This window comes from Planomonospora algeriensis, assembly GCF_977012225.1.
Window position 1 is genome coordinate 1 of the sequence record NZ_CDRNDK010000074.1, and the last position, 19,134, is coordinate 19,134.

The window sequence follows — 19,134 nt, forward strand, 5'->3', positions numbered from 1 at the left end:
CGGCGGTCGCGGGGCCGCCAGGGCGGTCCGGTAGGCGTCGGCGATGTGCGCGGCGACGGCCAGGATCGGCTCGACCAGGCGCTGCAGCTCCCGGGCTCGGCGGGAGGAGACGACGACCCCGACCGCGGCCACGGGCCTGCCGTCCACCAGTACGGGGGCGGCCGCGGAGCACGAGCCGAGCGTCATCTCCTCGTGGGTGATCGCGTAGCCGCGTTCACGGATCTGCCGCAGCTCGCGGGCCAGACGCCCGGGTTCGGTGATCGTATGCGGGGTGGGCCTCTCCAGCGGGCGCGACAGGTAGGAGGCGACGACCCGGTCCGCCTCGAAGGCGAGCAGCGCCTTGCCGACGCCGGTGGGGTGCATGGGCAGGCGCCCGCCGGTGCGCGAGACGATCGGGACCGCCCGCCGGCCGTGCACCTTGTCCACGTAGAGGACCTCCAGGCCGTCGCGGACGGCCAGGTGGACGTTCTCGCCGGTGCCGCCGAACAACTCCTGCAACCAGGGGCGCGCGGCCTGCTGGAGGGGGCCGGGGGCGAGCTGCCCGAGCTCCCACAGGCGCAGGCCCACCTGGAAGCGCCCGTCCGGGGCGCGGGTGAGCGCCTGCCAGGCCTCCAGCTCGCCGACCAGCCGGTGGGCGGTGCTCAGCGCCACCCCGCTGCGCCGGGCGATCTCGGTCAGGGTGAGCCGGGGGTGCTCGATGTCGAAGGCGCCGAGGACGGCCAGGACGCGGGAGGCGACCGACCGCCCGGGATCGCGCGCACCACCGGACACCGCGTCCTCCCCCGACTCCGCTGCCGGTCCCGTTGCGGGAATCCACCCGTTCCTTCCGCTGAGCGGAAGTGAACACTACACGGTGCCGCGCCCCGCCGGGGTTCCCAGGCGGTGGCGCCTCCGGTCATGGGAGTTGCGGATCCGGGATCCACGCCGGCCGTCCTCACGGTTCCCGCGCGCGAGATGACCCGCCATCCGTCGGGCATCCGGCGCCGATCATGGCGCCGATCACGCTCGACGAGGAGAAGATCGGCACGGTGTGGCTGGAACGCCCCGGCCCGCCGGGCCCGCTGGACGAACTGCTGCTGGAGCGGTTCGTCCATCGCCGTCGCGGCGGTCGTCGAGCGGTACGGCCCGGCCCGCACCACCATGGCCGACCCCGCCCTGATCGAACTGGCGATCAGTTCCGACAGCGACGAGGCAGCCAGGGCCCGGGCGCTACGGCTGCTGGGTTTCGCCGCGGACCTGCCGGTCCGCGGCGTCGCCGTGCACTCGCAGCTCCCGCGGCCGTGTCCGGTTCATGGGGCAGGCGGGACCTCAGGGCCGCGCACCGGGTACGGCTCCGCGGCCATCGAAGATCCGGTGTCGCCGAACGGCCGGTCTGTGATCTCATGCCGGACCCGGGAGAGGTCAGGGGCGGAGGCGTGAGTAGAGAACCTGGTCGTGCCAGCGGCCTCCGCGCCACTGGGCCTGACGGATGACGCCTTCGCGGTGGAAACCCGCCTTCTCCAGTGCGCGCTGCTCGGCCTGGTTGGCGATGTCGGTGAAGGCCTGGACGCGGTGGGCGCGGGTGTGGTCGAACAGGTAGGCGGCGAGCTGCCGCTGCGCCTCGGTTCCGACGCCTCGCCCCCACCAGTTCGGACGGAGCCCGATGGCGATCGTCCAGCACCAGGAGGTGGCCGGCGGCCCCCAGGAACCCTTGAACCATTCGACGCGACCGGCGACCTCCTGATCCCCGCATACCGTCAGCACGCCGCCGTCGTCTCCCAGCAGGCCCGTCTCGGCGAACGTGCGGCGCTGTCCGCCCGTGGGCCGATGACCGAACCACTGGTAGGGCCCGACGCCGTCCGGGGTGGAGAACTCCCTTTCGAAGATCGCCAGGTCGTCGTGCTGGACGGGACGCAGTGTCACGCGCATCGTGCGGGGTTCTCCTAACCGGGATCAGGTGAGGGTCGGAATCGGGCGATGTGGTGATCACGCACCCTACCGGGGCGGATATGGCAGGCGGTGCCGTCCTGCGCGATCTCGGGCTGTCCGTAGTGTGGGCCGTCGCTCCGCTCGTGGAAGAGCGGCCGGTACGCTCTGCCCGCGGATATGTGATTTCGGGGGCTATGTATGGATATATGGCAGCTCGTGCTGCTGCTGGTGGCCGCTGCCGGGGCGGGATGGATCGACGCCGTGGTAGGCGGGGGCGGGCTGGTGCAACTCCCCGCGCTGCTGGTGGCGGGCGTGCCGCCGGTCCAGGCGATGGCCACCAACAAGTTCTCCTCCGTCTTCGGTACGGCCTCGGCGGCCGTCACCTACGCCCTGACCACGAAGATCGACAAGCGGGTGGCGATCCCTGCTGGGCTGGCCGCGGTGCTCCTGTCCGGGCTCGGCGCCTCGGCCGTGACGCTGCTCTCGAAGGACGCGCTGATCCCGCTGGTGATGGCCGTGCTGGTGGGAGTCGTGCTGTTCGTCACCTTCCGCCCCGCGCTCGGCACCCGTCCTCAGCCCCAGCTGGGCACCCCGGCCAGGACGCTGGCGGCGATCGGCGTCACCGGCGTCGGCATCGCCTTCTACGACGGCATCATCGGTCCGGGGACGGGCACTTTCCTGATCATCGCCTTCACGGTGATCCTCGGCATGGACTTCGTGGCCGGCTCGGCCCACTCGAAGATCGTCAACTTCTGCACGAACGTGGGGGCGCTGCTGGTCTTCGGGTTCCAGGGGGAGGTGCTGTGGTTCCTCGGCCTGGGGATGGCGGTGTGCAATATCGCCGGAGCCCAGCTCGGGGCGCGGATGGCGCTGCGCAGGGGGGCGAAGTTCGTGCGGATCGTCCTGCTGTGCGTGGTCGCCGCGATGGTGGCCAAACTCGGCTACGACCGGTTTGTGGCCGCCTGATCGAAGGCGGCCGGAAGGGTCGAATTAAAAAATCTACTTTGTAAAGGCGTCGGCTTGTACAACAGACGCCGTCAAAGCCACGAAAACCGCCAGAAGGACGGGAACGGCAAGGGCGCGTGAGAGCCCGAACACCTCAGCCGCCCCGCCGATCAGCACCGGGCCGGTGAGGAAACCCGCATAGCCGAGGCTCGCTACCCGGGCCAGGGCGCGACCGGCACGGGCCGGATCGCGGCGGCCCGCCGCGGAGAAGACCTGGGGGACGATGCAGGACAGGCCCGCGCCGAAGCAGGCGAAGCCGATCACTCCGGCCGCCGGCAGGTTCACCAGCAGGGCGGTGCCGAGTCCTGCGGCGGCGAGAATGCCGCAACCGCGGACCAGGGCGACCGGGCCGAGCGCGGCGGCGAGCCGGTCTCCGGCGAGGCGTCCGGCGGTCATCATGATGGAGAAGCCCGCGTAGGCGGCGGCGGCGAAGCCGTCGGAGCCGCTGAGCTCGTGCAGGTAGACCGAGCTCCAGTCGGCGGCGGCGCCTTCCCCGATCATGCAGCAGAAGGCGAGCGCGCCCAGCAGGAGCACACCGCGGCCCGTGCCGCCCGGACCGGTCTCCACCGGTGCGGGCGCGGCGGAGACCGTGAGCGCCCAGCGGGAGGCCCAGAGCGCCATGCCCGCGATGGCGATGGCCACGGCGGTGAAGGTGAGGACGGGGGAGAGGGCGGCGGTCGCGAGGAGGCCGCCGACGGCCGCGCCGAGGAAACCGCCGATGCTGAACACGGCGTGGAACGAGGACATGATGGATCGATCGGCGGCGCGCTCGACCTCGACGGCGTGGGCGTTCATCGCGACGTCGAGGGTGCCGTGGACCGCGCCGAAGACGAACAAGGCGAGGGTGAGGGTGGTCAGGTCCGGGGCCAGGGCCGGCAGGACCAGGGCGATGCTCTGCGCGAAGGCCATGGGCAGCATCACCTTGGCGCTGCCGAAGCGGTCGACGAGTCGGCCCACCACCTGCATGCCGGTGATCGCTCCGGCGGCGATGCCGAGCAGGCCGAGGCTGAGCTGGCCGTCGCCGAGGCCGAGATCGTTTTTGATCGCCGGGATGCGGGCCGTCCAGGTGCCGATCGCCATGCCGGAGAGCAGGAACAGCAGGTAGACCGCGACCTGGCCGTGTCGCAGGGTGGCCCGGTCGTCGCGGAGGAAGGTCATGGAGGTCTCCGAAGTCGTCGTCGGTGTGCCGCGGCCGCCGGATCAGACGGTGCGGACGGTGACACCCGCGGCGGTGAGGGCGTCGTGCTCGGCAGGGGGGGATCGCATCGTCGGTGACGACCAGGTCGAGGCGGTCCAGGGGGCAGACGGCGCCGAAGGCGGTGCGGGTGAACTTGCCGGAGTCGGTGGCCACGACGACGCGCCGGGCGGAGGCGATCGCGGCCTGCTTGACGGCGACCCCCGACAGGTCGTGGGCGGTCAGGCCGTGTTCGGCGGACAGCCCGCAGCAGCCGATGACGGCCGTGTCGAAGCGCAGGGAGCGGATGGCGCCCTCGGTGAGGGGGCCGGTGAGATCGAGTTCGCCGGGACGGACCTCGCCGCCGGGAAGGACGAGGCGGATCCGCGGTGCCGTACCGAGTTCGTGGGCCGCCTGCAGGGAGAGCGGCAGGACGGTCATCCTGCGATCACGGATCGCGCGGGCGATCTCCAGGGTGGTGGTGCCGGCGTCCAGCAGGACGGCTTCCCCGTCGGAGAGCAGCGACGCCACCTCGGCGGCGACGCGCCGTTTGACCTCCGCCGCCTCCCGCTCGCGGACAGCGAAAGGCGGCTCCTCTCCGCGCAGCAGCAGACTGACCGCGCCTCCGCGCACCCGCCTGACCACACCCCGCTGAGCGAGTTCGTCGAGGTCGCGGCGGATGGTCATCTCGGAGACCGCGTGCTCGAGGGCGAGCTCGGCCACTGAGACGGAGTCGTGGGTCCGCAGCGCGGTCATGATGGCACGGATACGATCAGCACTTTCCATGCGTTCATTTGAACACGGATCATGTGCGAATGGCAATCCGGGGGAGAATGGGCGCATGCGCGCGAGCCGTCTCCTCTCCCTTCTCCTGCTGCTGCAGACCCGGGGCCGGATGACGGCCACCGAGCTCTCCGAGGAACTGGAGGTCTCGGTACGGACGGTCTACCGGGACGTGGAGGCGCTGTCGTCGGCCGGGGTGCCGGTGTACTCGGATCGCGGGCCCGCCGGGGGCTACCGGCTCCTGGACGGTTACCGCACCCGTCTCAACGGGCTGACGGCCGAGGAGGCCTCCTCCCTCTTCCTGGCGGCCCTGCCCGGGCCGGCGGCCGAGCTGGGGCTGGGCGAGGTGGCCGCCGCCGCGGAGCTGAAGCTGCTGGCCGCGCTGCCGCCGGGGCCGCGTTCCCACGCGGCCCGGATGCGCGAGCGCTTCCATCTGGACGTCCCGGGGTGGTATCGCAGTGCCGAGGAGGCGCCGTTCCTGGGTGCGGTCGCCGGGGCGGTGTGGGAGCAGCGGCCGGTGCGGATGACCTACCGGCGCTGGGGCCCGAAGGACGTGGAGCGCCTGGTCCATCCGTACGGCCTCGTGCTGAAGGGCGGGTCGTGGTACATGGTGGCGTCGCCGGGCCAGGAGGCGCCGCGCACCTACAAGGTGGCGCGGATCATGGGCGCCGAGGTGCTCGACGGGTGCTTCGAGCGGCCCGAGGGGTTCGACCTCGCGGACTTCTGGGCGCGCTACACCGCGGATTTCCGCGAGCGCATGTACACCGCTCACGCGCTGATCCGGCTGGCTCCCGGGCTGGAGGGCCTGCTGCGCTACACGGTCGGCGAGGACCCCGCCGACGCCGCGCTCGCCGCTGCGGGGCCGCCCGACGAGCGCGGCTGGAGGGTGCTGCGCCTGCCGATCGAGTCGGTCCGGCACGCCCGGTGGCTGCTGCTGCGCCTGGGGACCGACGTCGAGGTGCTGGAGCCGCCGGAGCTGCGTGCGGCGATGGCCGAGACGGCCGCCTCACTCGCGGTCCTGTACGGCCCGCCTCCGGCCGGTGGTCCGGCGCCGCCGGAGGGCTGACGGCCAGGTGCGACGTCTCTCGTCCGGCGCGTGCACCACGGTGGCGGGGCCGTGTCCGGAGCGCGCGGCGGAGGTGTCCTGAGATCCCGGGCCGCCGGGCCGATCGGCTCACCGGGGGTGCGGGTTTGCCTTCCGACGCCACGGGGGCTAAACTGAACGCAGTTGCAGTTGTGGTACCCATGAAACTCTGTGTGCACCTGACGGGACGTGACCCTCAGGTGCATTTTTGTTTGCCGGTCACCTCCGGATGGGCTCATTTCGGCGACGCGGGATCCGCGCAGTGCGGGTTCCGGCTCTGCCCCTATCGAAGGAGATAGACATGGCTACTGGCACCGTGAAGTGGTTCAACTCGGAAAAGGGCTTCGGCTTCATCGAGCAGGACGGCGGCGGCGCCGACGTCTTCGCCCACTACTCGAACATCGCCGCTCAGGGTTACCGTGAGCTCCAGGAAGGCCAGAAGGTGTCGTTCGACGTCACCCAGGGCCAGAAGGGCCCGCAGGCCGAGAACATCGTTCCCGCCTGACGCTGAGCGCAGCCGAGCCGGGGTCCGCAGCCGAAAGGCCGCGGGCCCCGGCTCGCGTTGTGGCCGGTTATCGTGATCGGCCGTTCTGATACGGGTATTTGACGCGGCGGCGGGTCTCGCCGAAGGTCCGCTCGATGAAGTTGGCGTGGCGTCCGCGCTTGTGGTGCTCGATCGGGAAGCGCAGGTAGGTGGTCAGGCTACGGCGGTCGGCCAGCAGGCTCTCGACCGACGCCGGATAGGAGCGGCCCCACGTTTCGGAGAAGGCGTCGATGCGGGCTGGATGAGCTCCGCCAACTGTTGACCGGGCGTGACGGTGCCGTCGTCGAGACCGGCCAGGTCGAAGCTGCTCCAGTAACGGAACTTGGCGGTTCAGTACGGAACCTATGCTCGTGATCTTTTTACACCGCATCCGGGAGGCGACCGTTCGGTTTGCGGCAAACTGAGGACATGATCGAGGTGCGACCCGCTCCGAATGCCGACGCGGCTCGATGGTTGCTCCGGGCTGATGTCGATTGGTGGGATCTTGTCCGCTACGGCCCGCCAGGATTCGACGTGTACGTGCGTATCGCCTTCGTCCATGGGGTGGAGGGTGTCGACCCGGAGGGAGAAGACCGCGCCGTTCGCGTGGCACTCGCGACTCTCGCGACATGCACGGCCACGCCTTCCAGCGGATACGCGGCGATCTGGGAGGGGTGGGGCGGGCACCCGCCGGCTCCTGAAGCGCCACGGGTGGCCATTCCTCATCGAGAGATGCTGCTCTTCACCGGCCCTGTCGAAGTACTGAGCGACGCGCCTGCCCTCGCCTGGTACGGCTCTGCGCTGGGCGGTCCAGACCCACACCTCGTGTGGCCCGAAGATCAAGCCTGGTGCCTGGCCTGCGAGGTCGACGAGGAGATCGAGTTCACCGTCGGATGTTCCGTCGACGCGTCCGAGGCTCTGATCAAAGCCCTGCCCGGTGCTGTTCGACGGGTGCACTACGGAGAGCCGGCACCGATGTACCGCGACCCGGCCTAGCGCCATCAGCACCGGCGGGCTGCGACGGCTACGATCCGCCCCCGACCGGGGCGCCGACGACCGCGCCTGGCGATCACCACCGACCGGTCGGCAGACGGAGGCGGCCGGTCGGCGCTGTGCACACCTGTGAGGCTCCAGGGGACGCGGGCATACCGGCAGCTTGGCGAACGGCCTTGGCTGAGCGGTGTGGGGTGCGACCACTCTCCTCCTCAACGGGTGCCCACGGATGTGGCCGATGGTGCGTTCAAAGTGTGGGCGCGCTGGGAGAGGTCGCCGATGCGCGAGTGCCGCGCCAGGAACCAGCCGGTGTAGCAGGGGGTGCGGGTGGCGAGGCCCGCTCCCTTGATCCACAGGGCGCTGAATCCCAGCGCCCACAGGTCCATCTCGGCGCCGAGCCCCTCGGTGAAGATGGTCGAGACCAAAAGGTCGTGCAGGTGGGTCCGTGACTCCATGGCTGCCTTTCAGCAGGAGGGGGCGTCCCGGAAGACGCCCCTCTCCTTGGATGATGGATATTACGGAAGATCTCGCTGGGCTCTGCCCACGATGCACACCAGGCCGGCCGAGCGGGAGGTCCGGCCGGTCAGCGCGGTGGCCGTAAGCCCGCACGACTCCATGGCCGGTGCCACGGTGCGCCTGGTCTTCCCCGGTGGCAGCGCGTGGCTCATCGCGGCCCAGCCGTTCTGGCAGGACCCGGTCACGTTCTTCATCGGCGGCGACGAGGTCGTCGTGGGGTTCACCGAAGATTTCACCACGCGGATCGGGCTACCGGGCTGAGGTCGTCTCGGTCTGCGTCTGTCTGCCTTTTCAATGGCGCCTGGTCGGCGTTGTCGAGTCGGGGCGTGCGGTTGCCGCGCGGCAGGAGGAGCGGGGTCGCCAGGAGGAGGAGACCGGCGATCGCGATCGCCGTGCGAGGGCTGGTGAGGTCGGCCAGCAGGCCCCATGCGCCGGTCAAGGCCGCGATGGTGGTTTTACTGGTGATCGACCAGGCGGACAGCGTGCGGGCGATGCGGTCCGGCGGGAGCTGCTGGAGCCGGTAGGTGGCGAAGACCGGGTTGAACGCGCCCATGCAGGTGATCAGCCCGAACTCGACGGCGACGACGAGGAGGAGCCCCGTGGGGCCGGGGCCGACGAAGGCCAATCCGAGCGGCCAGCACGCGCGCAGCGTCCCGGCGGTGAGCATGACCCTGTGCTGTCCGAACCGTGCCAGGAGCGGGCGGGCCAGCCGCGAGCCGATGAGGCCGCCGATGCAGGGGACGCCGAAGGCGAGGCCGTACTGCCAGGGGGCGAATCCGAGGTCGCCGAGCATGAGAACGGCGAGCAACGGCGAGGCCGCCATGATCAGGCCGTTGACCAGGACGGTGTTGAAGAACAACGGGCGCAGCGCCGGACTGGCCAGGATGTGGCGCCATCCCTCCAGCAGGCCCCCGGGCCCCGGCCGGGCCGGTGCGGCGGTTCGCGGGGGACGCGGTTCCCGCCCGCCGATGGCGCCGATCCCCGCGGCCGACAGCAGGAAGCTGACCGCGTTGGCCGCCACGCCCGCCACCGGGCCCACCAGCCCGATCGCGGCGGTACCGAGCGGCGGCCCGATCGCGGTGGCGGTCCAGGTCGTGGCCTCCAGCCGCCCGTTGGCGACGAGCAGGTCCTCGGAGCGGACGAGCGCCTTCAGGCACGCCCCGCTCGCAGCGGTGAAGGCGATGTCGGCCGCGCCGACGGCCACCGCCACGACCAGGAGCTGGGCCAAGCTCAGCCGGCCGAGCAGGTAGGCGGCGGGCACGCTCATCAGCGCCGTGAACCGCACCAGGTCCATCGCGATCATCACCGGCCGTTTGCGCCGGAACTCCACCCACGGCCCGAGCGGAACCGCGACCACCGCCCCGACCGCGAGTCCCGCGGCGGCCAGCGCCGACACCTCGGAGGGCCCCGCGTCCAGAGCGAGGATCGCGATCAGGGCGAACGCGTCGAACGCGAGCCACGTGCCGAACGCACTGACCGCGTACGCGGCCCACAACCACCCGAACCGCCGCCCCGGCGACCTTCCCAACGCGCACCCCGCCATCTCCGGAAAACAACCGACCGTTGATTCGATAGATCAAAACGTGCGGCTGATAGGCGGGTCAAACAACCGAAGGCACGCTAATGCACAACTCTGAGTTGTGAACTAAGGTCGGCTGCTGTGGATCTCGATGCTGTGCGCACCTTCATCGCCGTCGTGGAGGCCGGCCGGTTCCAGGACACCGCCGCGGATCTGTCGATCACTCAGCAGGCCGTCTCCAAACGCATCGCCGCCCTGGAGAAGGACCTCGGCGTACGGCTGCTCACCCGCACCGCGCGCGGAGCCCGGCTCACCATCGACGGGCAGGCGTTCCTGCCCCACGCCCGCGAACTGCTCCGGGCCGCCGAGCGCGCGGTCGTGTCCGTGCTCCCCGGCAGCCGCCCGCTGCGCGTCGACGTGATCAGCTCGCGCGTCGCGGCCTCGGGCCTGATGCGCGGCTTCCACCGCGCACACCCCGAGATCGAGCTCGACGTGGTGATGCTGTTCGACATCGAGACGGCCGTCGCCGCTCTCTCCTCCGGGGTGATCGACGCGTCCTTCCGCGCCGTCGCCGTGCCCGGCCGGCCCCTTCTCAAGGAGATCGCCTCCGTCCGGGTGCTCGACGAGCCGCTCCAGCTCCTCACCGGCCCCGCCCACGCGCTGGCGGCGCCCGGTCGGTGACCGTCGCTCAGCTCACCGGGCACCGGATCTGGATGCCCGGCCTCGTCCCCGGAACCGAGTGGGCCGCCTACTACGACGACCTGGCCGCCGAGTTCGGCCTCACCATCGAGGCGACCGGCCCCAACTTCGGTTCCGACGCGCTCCTGGACACCGTCGCCGACACCCCGGCGCTGGCGACCTTCATGGGCGAGCAGACCCGCCTGGTCTGGCCCGCCGGCCACGGCCTGCGCCGCATCCCGGTGACCGACCCCACGCCCGTCTACCCGCACTCGCTGCTGTGGCACCGCGATAACCCCCACCCTGCGCTGGCCGCCCTCCGTGCGCACCTCGCCGCCACAGCGGCCGACCACGGCGCCCCCGGGACCTGGACGCCGGACTGGGTGATCCCGCGCTGAAACGCCGACGCGTCTGCAATCGAGCCGAACCGCTTGGAGGCGGGCCGCCGCCGGATTGTCGGTGGCCGGGTGCACGATGTCCGCCATGGCTTCGTGGCAGGAGATCGAGAAGGAAGTGCCCGAGTTGGCGGGCAGGGTGCGCGGGCTGCTGGACGCGCACCGGCACAAGACGATGGCGACGCTCCGCAGGGACGGCTCGCCCCGCATCAGCGGGACCGAGGCCCGGTTCGAGGACGGGGAGCTGTGGCTGGGGTCCATGCCGGGTTCGGTGAAGGCGAAGGACCTGCTGCGTGATCCGCGGCTCGCTCTGCACAGCGCGTCGGAAGATCCCGATGACGAGGACCCGTCGGGGTGGGCGGGGGACGCCAAGCTGGCGGGCAGGGCGGTGGAGGTGACCGATCCGCAGGTGCTCGGGAGGTTCGAGCTGCCGGAGGGACAGGAGTCGCATCTGTTCCGGATCGACGTCACCGAGGTGGTCCGCACGTTCGTGGACGCGGACGGGGAGCATCTGGTGATCCAGATGTGGCATGAGGGCCGGGGCTTCCGTGAGGTTCGACGGCGCTAAGAATTGATCTACATGGTAAAGGCGGTGGCTGTTTCTCGAAAACAACCACCGCCGAAAACAGCAGCCACCGAGAAATGAGGGGCCGATCCCGTTCTCAGGGGTCAGGACGTACCGTCGCAGCGGTTTCCCCGGCGTCCCCGGAACCGTGGGGCACGCGGGGGCGCAGGGCCCCGGCGGAGGCCGCCATGAACGCCGCCAGGAGCGCGGGGATGGCCAGAGCGGTGGGCAGGTCGGTGAGTTCGGAGACGCCGCCGATGATGGCGGGTCCGGCGACGAGCCCGGTGTAGCCGACGGTGGCGACCTGGGCGATCGCCTGTCCGGCCCGGGCGGGGTCGTGGTTGCCGGCGGCGGAGAAGACCTGGGGGACGATGGTGGCCAGGCCGAGGCCGAACAGGGCGAAACCGACGATGGCGACGGGGACACTGCCGATGAGCAGGGCGGCGCCGAGGCCGAGAGCGGCGATGACGCCGGAGACGCGGACGAGGCGGACGGGGCCGTGCTTCAGTGCGAGGTGGTCTCCGGCGAAGCGGCCGACGGTCATGGCGACGGAGAAGACGGCGAAGCCGAGGGCGGCGACGGTCTCGGAGGCGTGGAGGTCTTCGAAGAGGTAGACGGAGGTCCAGTCGACGGCGGCGCCCTCCCCGACGAGTCCGGCGAAGGCGACGACGCCCATGAGGACGATCCAACCGGTCCAGCGGGCGGGTCCGGCGGTCTCCGGTCTCTGCGTGGCGGCGGGTTCGCGGTCGGCGGGCAGGAGGTGGCGGCCGGCGTACAGGGAGATGAGTGCGAGGGGGACGCCGGTCGCGGCGAGGGTGGCGCCGGCGCCGAGGCCGAGGAGGGCGAAGAGTCCGCCGATGCCCGCGCCCAGGAGCCCGCCGATGCTGAACATGCCGTGGAAGGAGGACATGATCGGGCGGCCGTAGGCGCGTTCGACCTGGACGCCGTGGGCGTTCATGGAGACGTCGAGGGAGGCGTTGACGAGGCCGTACAGGAACAGGGAGGCGATGAGGGTGGGCAGGGTGGGGGCGTAGCCGGGGGGGATGATGGTGAGGGCGGTGCCGATGGCGGCGGGGACGATGACGCGGGTGCTGCCGAAGTGGTCGGTGAGGCGTCCGGCGAAGCGCATGCCGACGACGAGGCCGGCGGCGATGGCGAGCAGGCCGTAGCTGAGCTGGCCGTCGCTGAGGCCGAGGTCGGTTTTGACGGCGGGGATGCGGGCGGCCCAGGCGCCGGAGACGGTGCCGAGCACGATGAAGAAGTAGGAGACGGCGCGGCGGGCGTTGGCTGCCTGCCGGGGTGTGGTGCTCATTGGCCTCTCGGGTCGGTGTGGGGCGGCCGGGCGGTGGTCGTGGCAGGGGTCAGTGGACGGAGAAGCCTCCGTCGACGCACAGGGCCTGGCCGGTGATGTAGGCGCCGGCGGGGCCGGCGAGGAGGACGGCGAGGCCGGCGAAGTCGGTCGGCAGGCCGTTGCGGCCGGTCATGGAGCGGGCGGCGAGGGCTTCGACGCGGCCGGGGACGGCTTGGACGGGTTCGGTGAGAGGGGTGAGGACGAAGCCGGGGATGATCGTGTTGCTGGTGACGCCGTGGTGGGACCAGGCTTCGGCCTGGGAGCGGGTCAGGCCGGTGATGGCGGCTTTGGCGATGCCGTAGGCGCCGCTGTCGCCGAAGGCGCGGATGGACTGCTGGGAGCCGATGTTGATGATGCGCCCCCAGCCTCGGGCGGCCATGCGGGGGCCGTAGTGCTGGCCGAGGAGGTAGGGGGCGGTGATGTTGACGGCCATGGTCTGCTCGTAGTCGTCGGTGGTGAGTTCGGCCATGGGGCGGCGGATGTTGTTGGCGGCGTCGTTGACGAGGATGTCGATGTCGCCGTGGTGGGTGGCGGCGTCGCGGCAGACGCGGGCGAGGTCGGTGCGGTCGGCGAGGTCGGCGCTGAGGGCGGTGGCGTTGACGCCGTGGGCGTGCAGGCGGTCGACGGCGGCGTGGAGTGGTTCGGGGCGGCGGGCGACGATGACGAGGTCGGCGCCTGCGCGGCCGAGGGCTTCGGCGATGGCGTAGCCGATGCCGGAGCTGCCGCCGGTGATCAGGGCGGTTCTGCCGGTGAGGGAGAAGAGGGTGTCAAGGTATCCGGACATGACCAGAAAACCTATCATCCTACCTTTCTGGTGGGAGGGTCTTCTTCCTGGAGGGCGGCGGCGACGGCCTGGATCCGGTCCATGACCGAGCACAGGTCGTGGAGGGTCGGGGTGTCGAGGTGCACGAGCAGGCGCCGGAAGTCGTCGAGGCCCGCGTCGGAGATGCGCTCCAGCAGGGAGTGGCCGGCCGGGGTGAGTTCGGCGCGGCGGACGCGGCGGTCGTGGGGGTCTTCGCGGCGGGCGACGAGGCCGTGGCCGACGAGGCGGTCGACGAGGCCGGTGACGGTGCCCAGGCCGACTCCGAGGTGGTGGGCGAGCTCCTGGCCGGAGGCCGAGCCGCGGGCGGCCAGGAGCATGACGACTTTGAGCTGGCGCATGGTCAGGTTGGAGTCGAACAGGGGAGAGGGCTGGCGATTCTGGGCGAAGATACGGCTCAGGTCGCGCTGTATGTCGCCGATCCGGTCGATCAGCCGGTCACGTTCGTCGTCCACGCTCACCTCTCGTTTCCTGAGAAGGTTATCAGGATCGTGAGGCTCCGTTAAATATTCGTTCGAGGCGAAGTGTTAGTCTGGCGGCAACATTATTCTGACGTCCTCTAGGAGCCCCCTCTTATGACAGCCCTGGCCAGGTTGAGCCTCGCCAACCGCAGCCTCGTCATAATGATCGCGGTCGTGGTGAGCGCGTTCGGCGCCTTCGCGATCCCGTCGCTGAAACAGCAGCTGCTGCCCTCGCTCTCGTTCCCGGGGGCGTTCGTGGTGACCGCCTACCAGGGCGCCTCTCCGGAGATCGTCGAGGAGCAGGTGACCAAGCCGATCGAGGACAGCTTCCAGGGGATCGCGGGGGTCACCGAGGTGACCTCCACCTCCAGGGAGGGCCTCTCCCAGGTCCAGGTGGCGTTCGAGTACGGCACGGACATCGACGACGCGGTCGCCAAGATGCAGCAGTCGGTGGCCCGGATCGAGGCCGGGCTGCCCGAGGGGACCGACCCGCAGGTGATGACGGGCGGCACCGATGACATCCCGGTGCTGGTGCTGGCGGTGGAGGACGGCGGCGACGGCCGGGCGATGGCCGACAAGCTCGAGCGGATCATGGTCCCGGAGCTGCGCGGCATCGAGGGCGTGCGCGACGTGGTGGTGACCGGCGTGCGCGACGAGACCGTGGTGATCACTCCTGACCTCAAGAAGCTCGCGCTGCTCGGCCTGCAGCCGACCGCGATCGCCGACGTGCTGCGGGCCAGCGGCCAGCCGATCCCGGCGGGCGGCCTGACCGAGGACGGCAAGTCGCTGACCGTGCAGGTGGGCAGCCGGATCGATTCGCTGAAGGAGCTGGAGGACCTCTATCTGACGCCGGCCGCTCCGGTGGCGCAGGCTCCGCAGGGCCAGCGGCAGGCGGCGCAGCAGGGCCGCCAGGTGCCCGGCGCCGCGGGCAGGCCGGTCAGGCCCGGGCCGCGGCCGCGCCCAAGCCGGTCAGGCTTGCCGACGTCGCCGACATCGAGCGGGAGCCGGCGGCGGCCACGTCGCTGACGCGGACGAACGGTGAGCCGAGTCTGGGCGTGTCGGTGACGATGGCGCCGGACGGCAACGCGGTGGCGATCTCCCACGAGGTGAGCGAGCGGATCCCGGAGATCGTCCGGGCGATCGGTGACACCGCGCCGGTGACGGTCATCTTCGACCAGGCGCCGTACGTGGAGCGGTCGATCGAGGATCTGACGACCGAGGGCCTGCTGGGGCTGGCGTTCGCGGTGCTGGTGATCCTGGTGTTCCTGCTGTCGGTGCGTTCCACGCTGGTGACGGCGGTGTCGATCCCGCTGTCGGTGGTGATCGCGCTGATCGCGTTGTGGCTGGGCGACTACTCGTTGAACATGCTGACGCTGGGCGCGCTGACCATTGCGGTGGGCCGCGTGGTGGACGACTCGATCGTGGTGCTGGAGAACATCAAGCGGCATCTGGAGTACGGCGAGGCCAAGCGCGAGGCGGTGCTGGCGGGTGTGCGCGAGGTGAGCGGGGCGGTGACGGCCTCGACGCTGACGACGGTGGCGGTGTTCGCGCCGATCGCGGTGGTCGGCGGCATGGTGGGGCAGTTGTTCGCGCCGTTCGCGATCACGGTGACGGTGGCGCTGCTGGCGTCGCTGCTGGTGTCGCTGACGGTGATCCCGGTGCTGGCGTACTGGTTCTTGAAGGCTCCGGTGCTGGGCGCGGAGGAGGTGCGGGCGGCCCGGGAGGAGGCCGAGGCCAAGGAGCTGCGCAGTCCGCTGCAGCGGGCCTATCTGCCGGTGCTGCGGTTCGCCACGCGGCGGCGGCTGGTGACGGTCCTGGTGGGCGTGGTGGTCTTCGTGGCGACGATGGGCCTGGCCGGGCGGCTGGAGACGAACTTCCTGGACTCCTCCGGGCAGGACACGGTCTCGATCAGCCAGAAGATGCCGGTGGGCACGGATCTGGCGACCACGGACGCGGCGGCGAAGAAGGTCGAGGAGGTGCTCGCCGGTCTGAAGGACCGGGGTGTGCAGTCCTATCAGGTGAACGTGGGCTCCGGTGGCGGGTTCATGGGGGCGATGGGCGGCGGCGGTGACAGTGCGTCGTACTCGGTGACGGTGGCCGAGGGCACGGACACGCCGGTGCTGGAGGAGACGCTGCGTGAGCGGCTGAAGGGCCTGGCCGGCGTCGGTGAGATCACGGTGGGCGGCGGTCAGGGCGGCGGCATGGGCGGTTCGGCCGGCCAGGTCCAGGTCATCGTGCAGGCGCCGGACATCGAGACGCTGGAGGCGGCGGCGGAGACGGTGCGCGGTGCGATGGCCTCTCTGGAGGGGCTGCGGGACGTCTCGTCCAACCTGGCGGCGAGCGCGGAGCGGGTCGAGGTCCGGGTGGACCGGGAGAAGGCCGCGGCCAAGGGCCTGACGGAGTCGGCGGTCGGCCAGCTGCTGGCGCAGCGGTTCCGCGGTGCTCCGCTGGGCCAGGTCACGCTGGACGGGCGGGCGGAGGATCTGATCCTGCGCACCGGTGAGGCTCCCGAGGACGTCGAGGCGGTCCGGAAGCTGGAGCTGCCGACGGCCGCGGGGATGGTGGAGCTGTCGGAGGTGGCCGCGGTGGAGAGGGTCGAAGGCCCTCCGCAGGTGACCCGGATCGACGGTGAGCGCAGCGCGACGGTCTCGGGTGCGGCGACCGCCAGTGACCTGGGCGGTGTGACGGCGTCGCTGACGACGCGGCTGGGGGAGCTGTCGCTTCCGGAGGGGGCCTCGTACGAGATCGGCGGGGTGAGTGCGGATCAGGAAGAGGCGTTCGGTCAGCTGGGGCTGGCGATGCTGGCGGCGATCGCGATCGTCTTCATGATCATGGTGGCGACGTTCCGGAGTTTCGTGCAGCCGCTGATCCTGCTGGTGTCGGTGCCGTTCGCGGCGACGGGTGCGATCGGGCTGCTGCTGGCCACGGGTACCGCGCTGGGCGTGCCGGCGTTGATCGGCATGCTGATGCTGATCGGCATCGTGGTGACGAACGCGATCGTGCTGATCGATCTGATCAACCAGTACCGGGAGCAGGGGATGGGCATCGTGGAGGCGGTGGTCGAGGGGGGTCGCAGGCGTCTGCGGCCGATCCTGATGACCGCGGTGGCGACGATCTTCGCGTTGGTTCCGATGGCGCTGGGGCTGACCGGGTCGGGCGGGTTCATCTCCCAGCCGCTGGCGATCGTGGTGATCGGCGGGTTGCTGTCGTCGACGCTGCTGACGCTGGTGCTGGTGCCGACGCTGTACGTGATGCTGGAGCGGGCCAAGGAGCGGTTGCGCCGGGGTCCGAAGAAGGCCGCGGGGGACGGGTCCGAGGTGAAGGTGTACGACGCCGACGAGCTGGCGGCTTCGCGCTAGCGGTTTCACGCCGGTCGCCGGTCGCCGGTCGCCGTGCGGTGGTGCGCTGTGCGGTGGTGCGCTGTGCGCCTGCCGTACGGCGGCCGGTTTTCCGGCCGGGCCGGGTCCGCATTGGTCCGGATGCGCTGGTCCGTGATGTGCGGGGCGGGTGCCGGCGGGCCGGGGGGACCCGGGCGCGCGGTGCGCGCGGGCGCCGATAAGCTGAGGCAACGTGACTGCCAAGCCGCGTATCCCCAATGTCCTGGCCACCCGCTACGCCTCGGCGGAGCTGGCCCGTCTGTGGTCTCCCGAGTACAAGGTGGTGGCCGAGCGCCGCCTGTGGCTGGCCGTGCTGGCGGCCCAGTCCGAGCTGGGCGTGCAGGTGCCCGCGGGGGTGGTGGCCGACTACGAGAAGGTGGTCGAGCGGGTCGATCTGGCGTCGATCGCGGAGCGGGAGCGCGTCACCCGTCATGACGTCAAGGCCCGCATCGAGGAGTTCAACGCGCTGGCCGGGCATGAGCACGTGCACAAGGGCATGACGTCGCGGGACCTGACGGAGAACGTCGAGCAGTTGCAGATCCGCGACAGCCTGGTGCTGGTGCGGGACCGGTGCGTGGCGCTGCTGGCGCGGCTGGCGGGTCTGGCCGCCGAGCACGCGCAGACGGTGATGGCGGGCCGTTCGCACAATGTGGCGGCGCAGTCGACGACGCTGGGCAAGCGGTTCGCGTCGGCGGCCGATGAGCTGCTGGTGGCGTTCGTGCGGCTGGAGGAGCTGATCGCCCGCTATCCGCTGCGCGGGATCAAGGGTCCGGTGGGTACCGCGCAGGACATGCTGGACCTGCTGGGCGGGGACCGGGGCGCTCTGGCGGAGCTGGAGGACCGGATCGCGGCGCATCTGGGGTTCGCCCACCGGTTCACCAGTGTGGGGCAGGTGTATCCGCGGTCGCTGGACTACGAGGTGGTGACGGCGCTGGTGCAGCTGGCGGCGGCGCCGTCGTCGCTGGCCAAGACGATCCGGTTGATGGCCGGGCACGAGCTGGTCACCGAGGGGTTCGCCGAGGGGCAGGTCGGCTCGTCGGCGATGCCGCACAAGATGAACACCCGGTCGTGTGAGCGGGTGAACGGGCTGGCGGTGGTGCTGCGCGGGTACGCGTCGATGGCGTCGGAGCTGGCGGGGGACCAGTGGAACGAGGGGGATGTGTCGTGTTCGGTGGTGCGCCGGGTGGCGTTGCCGGACGCGTTCTTCGCCTTCGACGGGCTGGTGGAGACGATGCTGACGGTGCTGGACGAGTTCGGGGCGTTCCCGGCGGTGGTGGCGGCGGAGCTGGACCGGTATCTGCCGTTCCTGGCGACGACGAAGATGCTGATGGCGGCGGTGCGGGCGGGGGTGGGCCGGGAGACGGCGCATGAGCTGATCAAGGAGCATGCGGTGGCGTCGGCGCTGGCGATGCGGGAGCGGGGTGCGGGCAACGAGTTGCTGGCCCGGCTGGCGGCCGACGAGCGGTTCCCGCTGGGGGCTGCGGAGCTGGAGGCGCTGCTGGCCGACCGGGTCTCCTTCACGGGGGCGGCGGCCGAGCAGGTCGAGGCGGTCGTGGCGCGGGTCGGTGAGGTCGCCGCCCGGTATCCGCAGGCGGCCGGCTACGTTCCGGGCGCGATCCTGTAGCCGGTGGTGGAGTTGTCGACGGTCCCGGACGTGGTGGCCGCGTCCGGGGGCGACTGCCTGGTGGTGTGGGCCGCGCAGGGGTTGCGGGGCGGGGTGCGGGCGTGGGCGCTGGACGGGGCGGTGGCGGTGGCCAGCCCGCGGTTGAACCGGCGTGACCGGTTGACGGTGCACGGCCCGGCGGCGCCGGTGGCGGAGCTGGTGCGGCGGGTGCTGCCCGGGTTGGGGCCGTCCTACCGGCTGCTGGGGGAGCGGTCGCTGGTGGCCGAGGTGGTGGGGCGGATCGCGGGGGCGCGGCCGCCGGTGGGGTTCGGAGTGGATAGGACACCGCCGAGGGTCCTGCCGGGGGGCGGCGCGGAGG

Annotated in this window: 22 protein-coding genes and 1 pseudogene; 13 read left to right on the plus strand and 10 right to left on the minus strand. The window is 71.2% G+C overall.

All coding sequences use genetic code 11. The features are described 5' to 3' along the window. On the minus strand, positions 1-771 hold a 771-nt coding region (locus ACWJ6R_RS10985; RefSeq protein WP_449062115.1), incomplete at its 3' end, for an IclR family transcriptional regulator. Between the two features lie 183 nt (positions 772-954). Between ACWJ6R_RS10985 and ACWJ6R_RS10990 the strand changes: the two genes are divergently transcribed. Next, entirely contained in the window at positions 955-1,419 is a 465-nt protein-coding gene (locus tag ACWJ6R_RS10990; protein WP_449062116.1) for a hypothetical protein, read from the plus strand. Here the strand turns inward: ACWJ6R_RS10990 and ACWJ6R_RS10995 are convergent. Beyond that, positions 1,402-1,908 (minus strand): GNAT family N-acetyltransferase, encoded by a 507-nt coding sequence (locus ACWJ6R_RS10995; protein WP_449062117.1) that lies wholly within the window; start codon positions 1,906-1,908, stop codon positions 1,402-1,404. The genes ACWJ6R_RS10990 and ACWJ6R_RS10995 overlap by 18 nt on opposite strands. A gap of 198 nt (positions 1,909-2,106) precedes the next feature. Here ACWJ6R_RS10995 and ACWJ6R_RS11000 point away from each other — a divergent pair, with 198 nt between their 5' ends. Beyond that, positions 2,107-2,874 (plus strand): TSUP family transporter, encoded by a 768-nt coding sequence (locus ACWJ6R_RS11000; protein ID WP_449062118.1) that lies wholly within the window; start codon positions 2,107-2,109, stop codon positions 2,872-2,874. Between the two features lie 33 nt (positions 2,875-2,907). On the opposite strand, the gene ACWJ6R_RS11005 is transcribed toward ACWJ6R_RS11000, so the two are convergent. Together ACWJ6R_RS11005 and ACWJ6R_RS11010 are read right to left on the minus strand one after the other, a co-directional pair. After that, entirely contained in the window at positions 2,908-4,071 is a 1,164-nt protein-coding gene (locus ACWJ6R_RS11005; RefSeq protein WP_449062119.1) for an MFS transporter, read from the minus strand. A gap of 169 nt (positions 4,072-4,240) precedes the next feature. After that, positions 4,241-4,930 (minus strand): annotated as a pseudogene (locus ACWJ6R_RS11010) (DeoR/GlpR family DNA-binding transcription regulator); the annotation flags it as partial. On the opposite strand from ACWJ6R_RS11010, the gene ACWJ6R_RS11015 reads away from it, so the two are divergent. Next, a complete protein-coding gene (locus ACWJ6R_RS11015) occupies positions 4,929-5,936 on the plus strand; it encodes a helix-turn-helix transcriptional regulator (protein WP_449062120.1) in 1,008 nt (335 codons plus the stop codon). The pseudogene ACWJ6R_RS11010 and the gene ACWJ6R_RS11015 overlap by 2 nt on opposite strands. A 319-nt stretch (positions 5,937-6,255) precedes the next feature. Then, positions 6,256-6,459 (plus strand): cold-shock protein, encoded by a 204-nt coding sequence (locus ACWJ6R_RS11020; protein WP_068904148.1) that lies wholly within the window; start codon positions 6,256-6,258, stop codon positions 6,457-6,459. 67 nt (positions 6,460-6,526) lie between these two features. Here the strand turns inward: ACWJ6R_RS11020 and ACWJ6R_RS11025 are convergent, their stop codons facing one another. Then, positions 6,527-6,868: a transposase gene (locus ACWJ6R_RS11025; protein ID WP_449062121.1), complete on the minus strand. Its 342-nt coding sequence runs from the start codon at positions 6,866-6,868 to the stop codon at positions 6,527-6,529. Positions 6,869-6,906: 38 nt separating this feature from the next. On the opposite strand from ACWJ6R_RS11025, the gene ACWJ6R_RS11030 reads away from it, so the two are divergent. Beyond that, complete coding sequence (locus ACWJ6R_RS11030) at positions 6,907-7,473, plus strand: hypothetical protein (RefSeq protein ID WP_449062122.1); 567 nt, start codon at positions 6,907-6,909, stop codon at positions 7,471-7,473. 209 nt (positions 7,474-7,682) lie between these two features. Here ACWJ6R_RS11030 and ACWJ6R_RS11035 read toward each other — a convergent pair whose 3' ends face one another. Next, on the minus strand, positions 7,683-7,925 hold the full coding sequence (locus ACWJ6R_RS11035; protein ID WP_449062123.1) for a hypothetical protein: 243 nt from the start codon (positions 7,923-7,925) through the stop codon (positions 7,683-7,685). 91 nt (positions 7,926-8,016) lie between these two features. On the opposite strand from ACWJ6R_RS11035, the gene ACWJ6R_RS11040 reads away from it, so the two are divergent. Further along, complete coding sequence (locus ACWJ6R_RS11040; RefSeq protein ID WP_449062124.1) at positions 8,017-8,247, plus strand: hypothetical protein; 231 nt, start codon at positions 8,017-8,019, stop codon at positions 8,245-8,247. Here ACWJ6R_RS11040 and ACWJ6R_RS11045 read toward each other — a convergent pair. Beyond that, entirely contained in the window at positions 8,219-9,514 is a 1,296-nt protein-coding gene (locus tag ACWJ6R_RS11045) for an MFS transporter (protein WP_449062125.1), read from the minus strand. The two genes, ACWJ6R_RS11040 and ACWJ6R_RS11045, sit on opposite strands and share 29 nt — an antisense overlap. Positions 9,515-9,646: 132 nt before the next feature. Between ACWJ6R_RS11045 and ACWJ6R_RS11050 the strand changes: the two genes are divergently transcribed. The 3 genes from ACWJ6R_RS11050 (at position 9,647) to ACWJ6R_RS11060 (ending at position 11,146) form a co-directional block, all read left to right on the plus strand. Continuing rightward, the gene (locus ACWJ6R_RS11050; protein WP_449062126.1) at positions 9,647-10,186 is read left to right on the plus strand and encodes a LysR family transcriptional regulator; all 540 of its coding nucleotides are present in this window, start codon (positions 9,647-9,649) and stop codon (positions 10,184-10,186) included. Further along, the gene (locus ACWJ6R_RS11055) at positions 10,183-10,581 is read left to right on the plus strand and encodes a hypothetical protein (protein ID WP_449062127.1); all 399 of its coding nucleotides are present in this window, start codon (positions 10,183-10,185) and stop codon (positions 10,579-10,581) included. Before ACWJ6R_RS11050 ends, ACWJ6R_RS11055 begins: the two co-directional genes overlap by 4 nt. 85 nt (positions 10,582-10,666) lie before the next feature. Beyond that, positions 10,667-11,146: a pyridoxamine 5'-phosphate oxidase family protein gene (locus ACWJ6R_RS11060; RefSeq protein WP_449062128.1), complete on the plus strand. Its 480-nt coding sequence runs from the start codon at positions 10,667-10,669 to the stop codon at positions 11,144-11,146. 94 nt (positions 11,147-11,240) lie between these two features. On the opposite strand, the gene ACWJ6R_RS11065 is transcribed toward ACWJ6R_RS11060, so the two are convergent. Genes ACWJ6R_RS11065 through ACWJ6R_RS11075 form a run of 3 tightly spaced genes read right to left on the minus strand, consistent with a single transcriptional unit; the run spans position 11,241 to position 13,769 of the window. Continuing rightward, the gene (locus ACWJ6R_RS11065; RefSeq protein ID WP_449062129.1) at positions 11,241-12,455 is read right to left on the minus strand and encodes an MFS transporter; all 1,215 of its coding nucleotides are present in this window, start codon (positions 12,453-12,455) and stop codon (positions 11,241-11,243) included. Between the two features lie 49 nt (positions 12,456-12,504). Continuing rightward, positions 12,505-13,278: an SDR family NAD(P)-dependent oxidoreductase gene (locus tag ACWJ6R_RS11070; protein WP_449062130.1), complete on the minus strand. Its 774-nt coding sequence runs from the start codon at positions 13,276-13,278 to the stop codon at positions 12,505-12,507. 14 nt (positions 13,279-13,292) lie between these two features. Continuing rightward, entirely contained in the window at positions 13,293-13,769 is a 477-nt protein-coding gene (locus ACWJ6R_RS11075) for a MarR family winged helix-turn-helix transcriptional regulator (RefSeq protein ID WP_449062131.1), read from the minus strand. 120 nt (positions 13,770-13,889) lie between these two features. Between ACWJ6R_RS11075 and ACWJ6R_RS11080 the strand changes: the two genes are divergently transcribed. The 4 genes from ACWJ6R_RS11080 to ACWJ6R_RS11095 all read left to right on the plus strand — a co-directional run. Next, complete coding sequence (locus ACWJ6R_RS11080) at positions 13,890-14,801, plus strand: efflux RND transporter permease subunit (RefSeq protein WP_449062132.1); 912 nt, start codon at positions 13,890-13,892, stop codon at positions 14,799-14,801. Next, positions 14,798-17,134 carry an efflux RND transporter permease subunit gene (locus ACWJ6R_RS11085; RefSeq protein ID WP_449062135.1) on the plus strand — a complete coding sequence of 779 codons (2,337 nt, stop codon included), beginning with the start codon at positions 14,798-14,800 and terminating at the stop codon, positions 17,132-17,134. Before ACWJ6R_RS11080 ends, ACWJ6R_RS11085 begins: the two co-directional genes overlap by 4 nt. Before the next feature lie 211 nt (positions 17,135-17,345). Then, on the plus strand, positions 17,346-18,776 hold the full coding sequence (gene purB / locus ACWJ6R_RS11090; protein WP_449062133.1) for an adenylosuccinate lyase: 1,431 nt from the start codon (positions 17,346-17,348) through the stop codon (positions 18,774-18,776). A 3-nt stretch (positions 18,777-18,779) separates the two neighbouring features. Beyond that, on the plus strand, positions 18,780-19,134 hold a 355-nt coding region (locus tag ACWJ6R_RS11095; RefSeq protein WP_449062134.1), incomplete at its 3' end, for a hypothetical protein.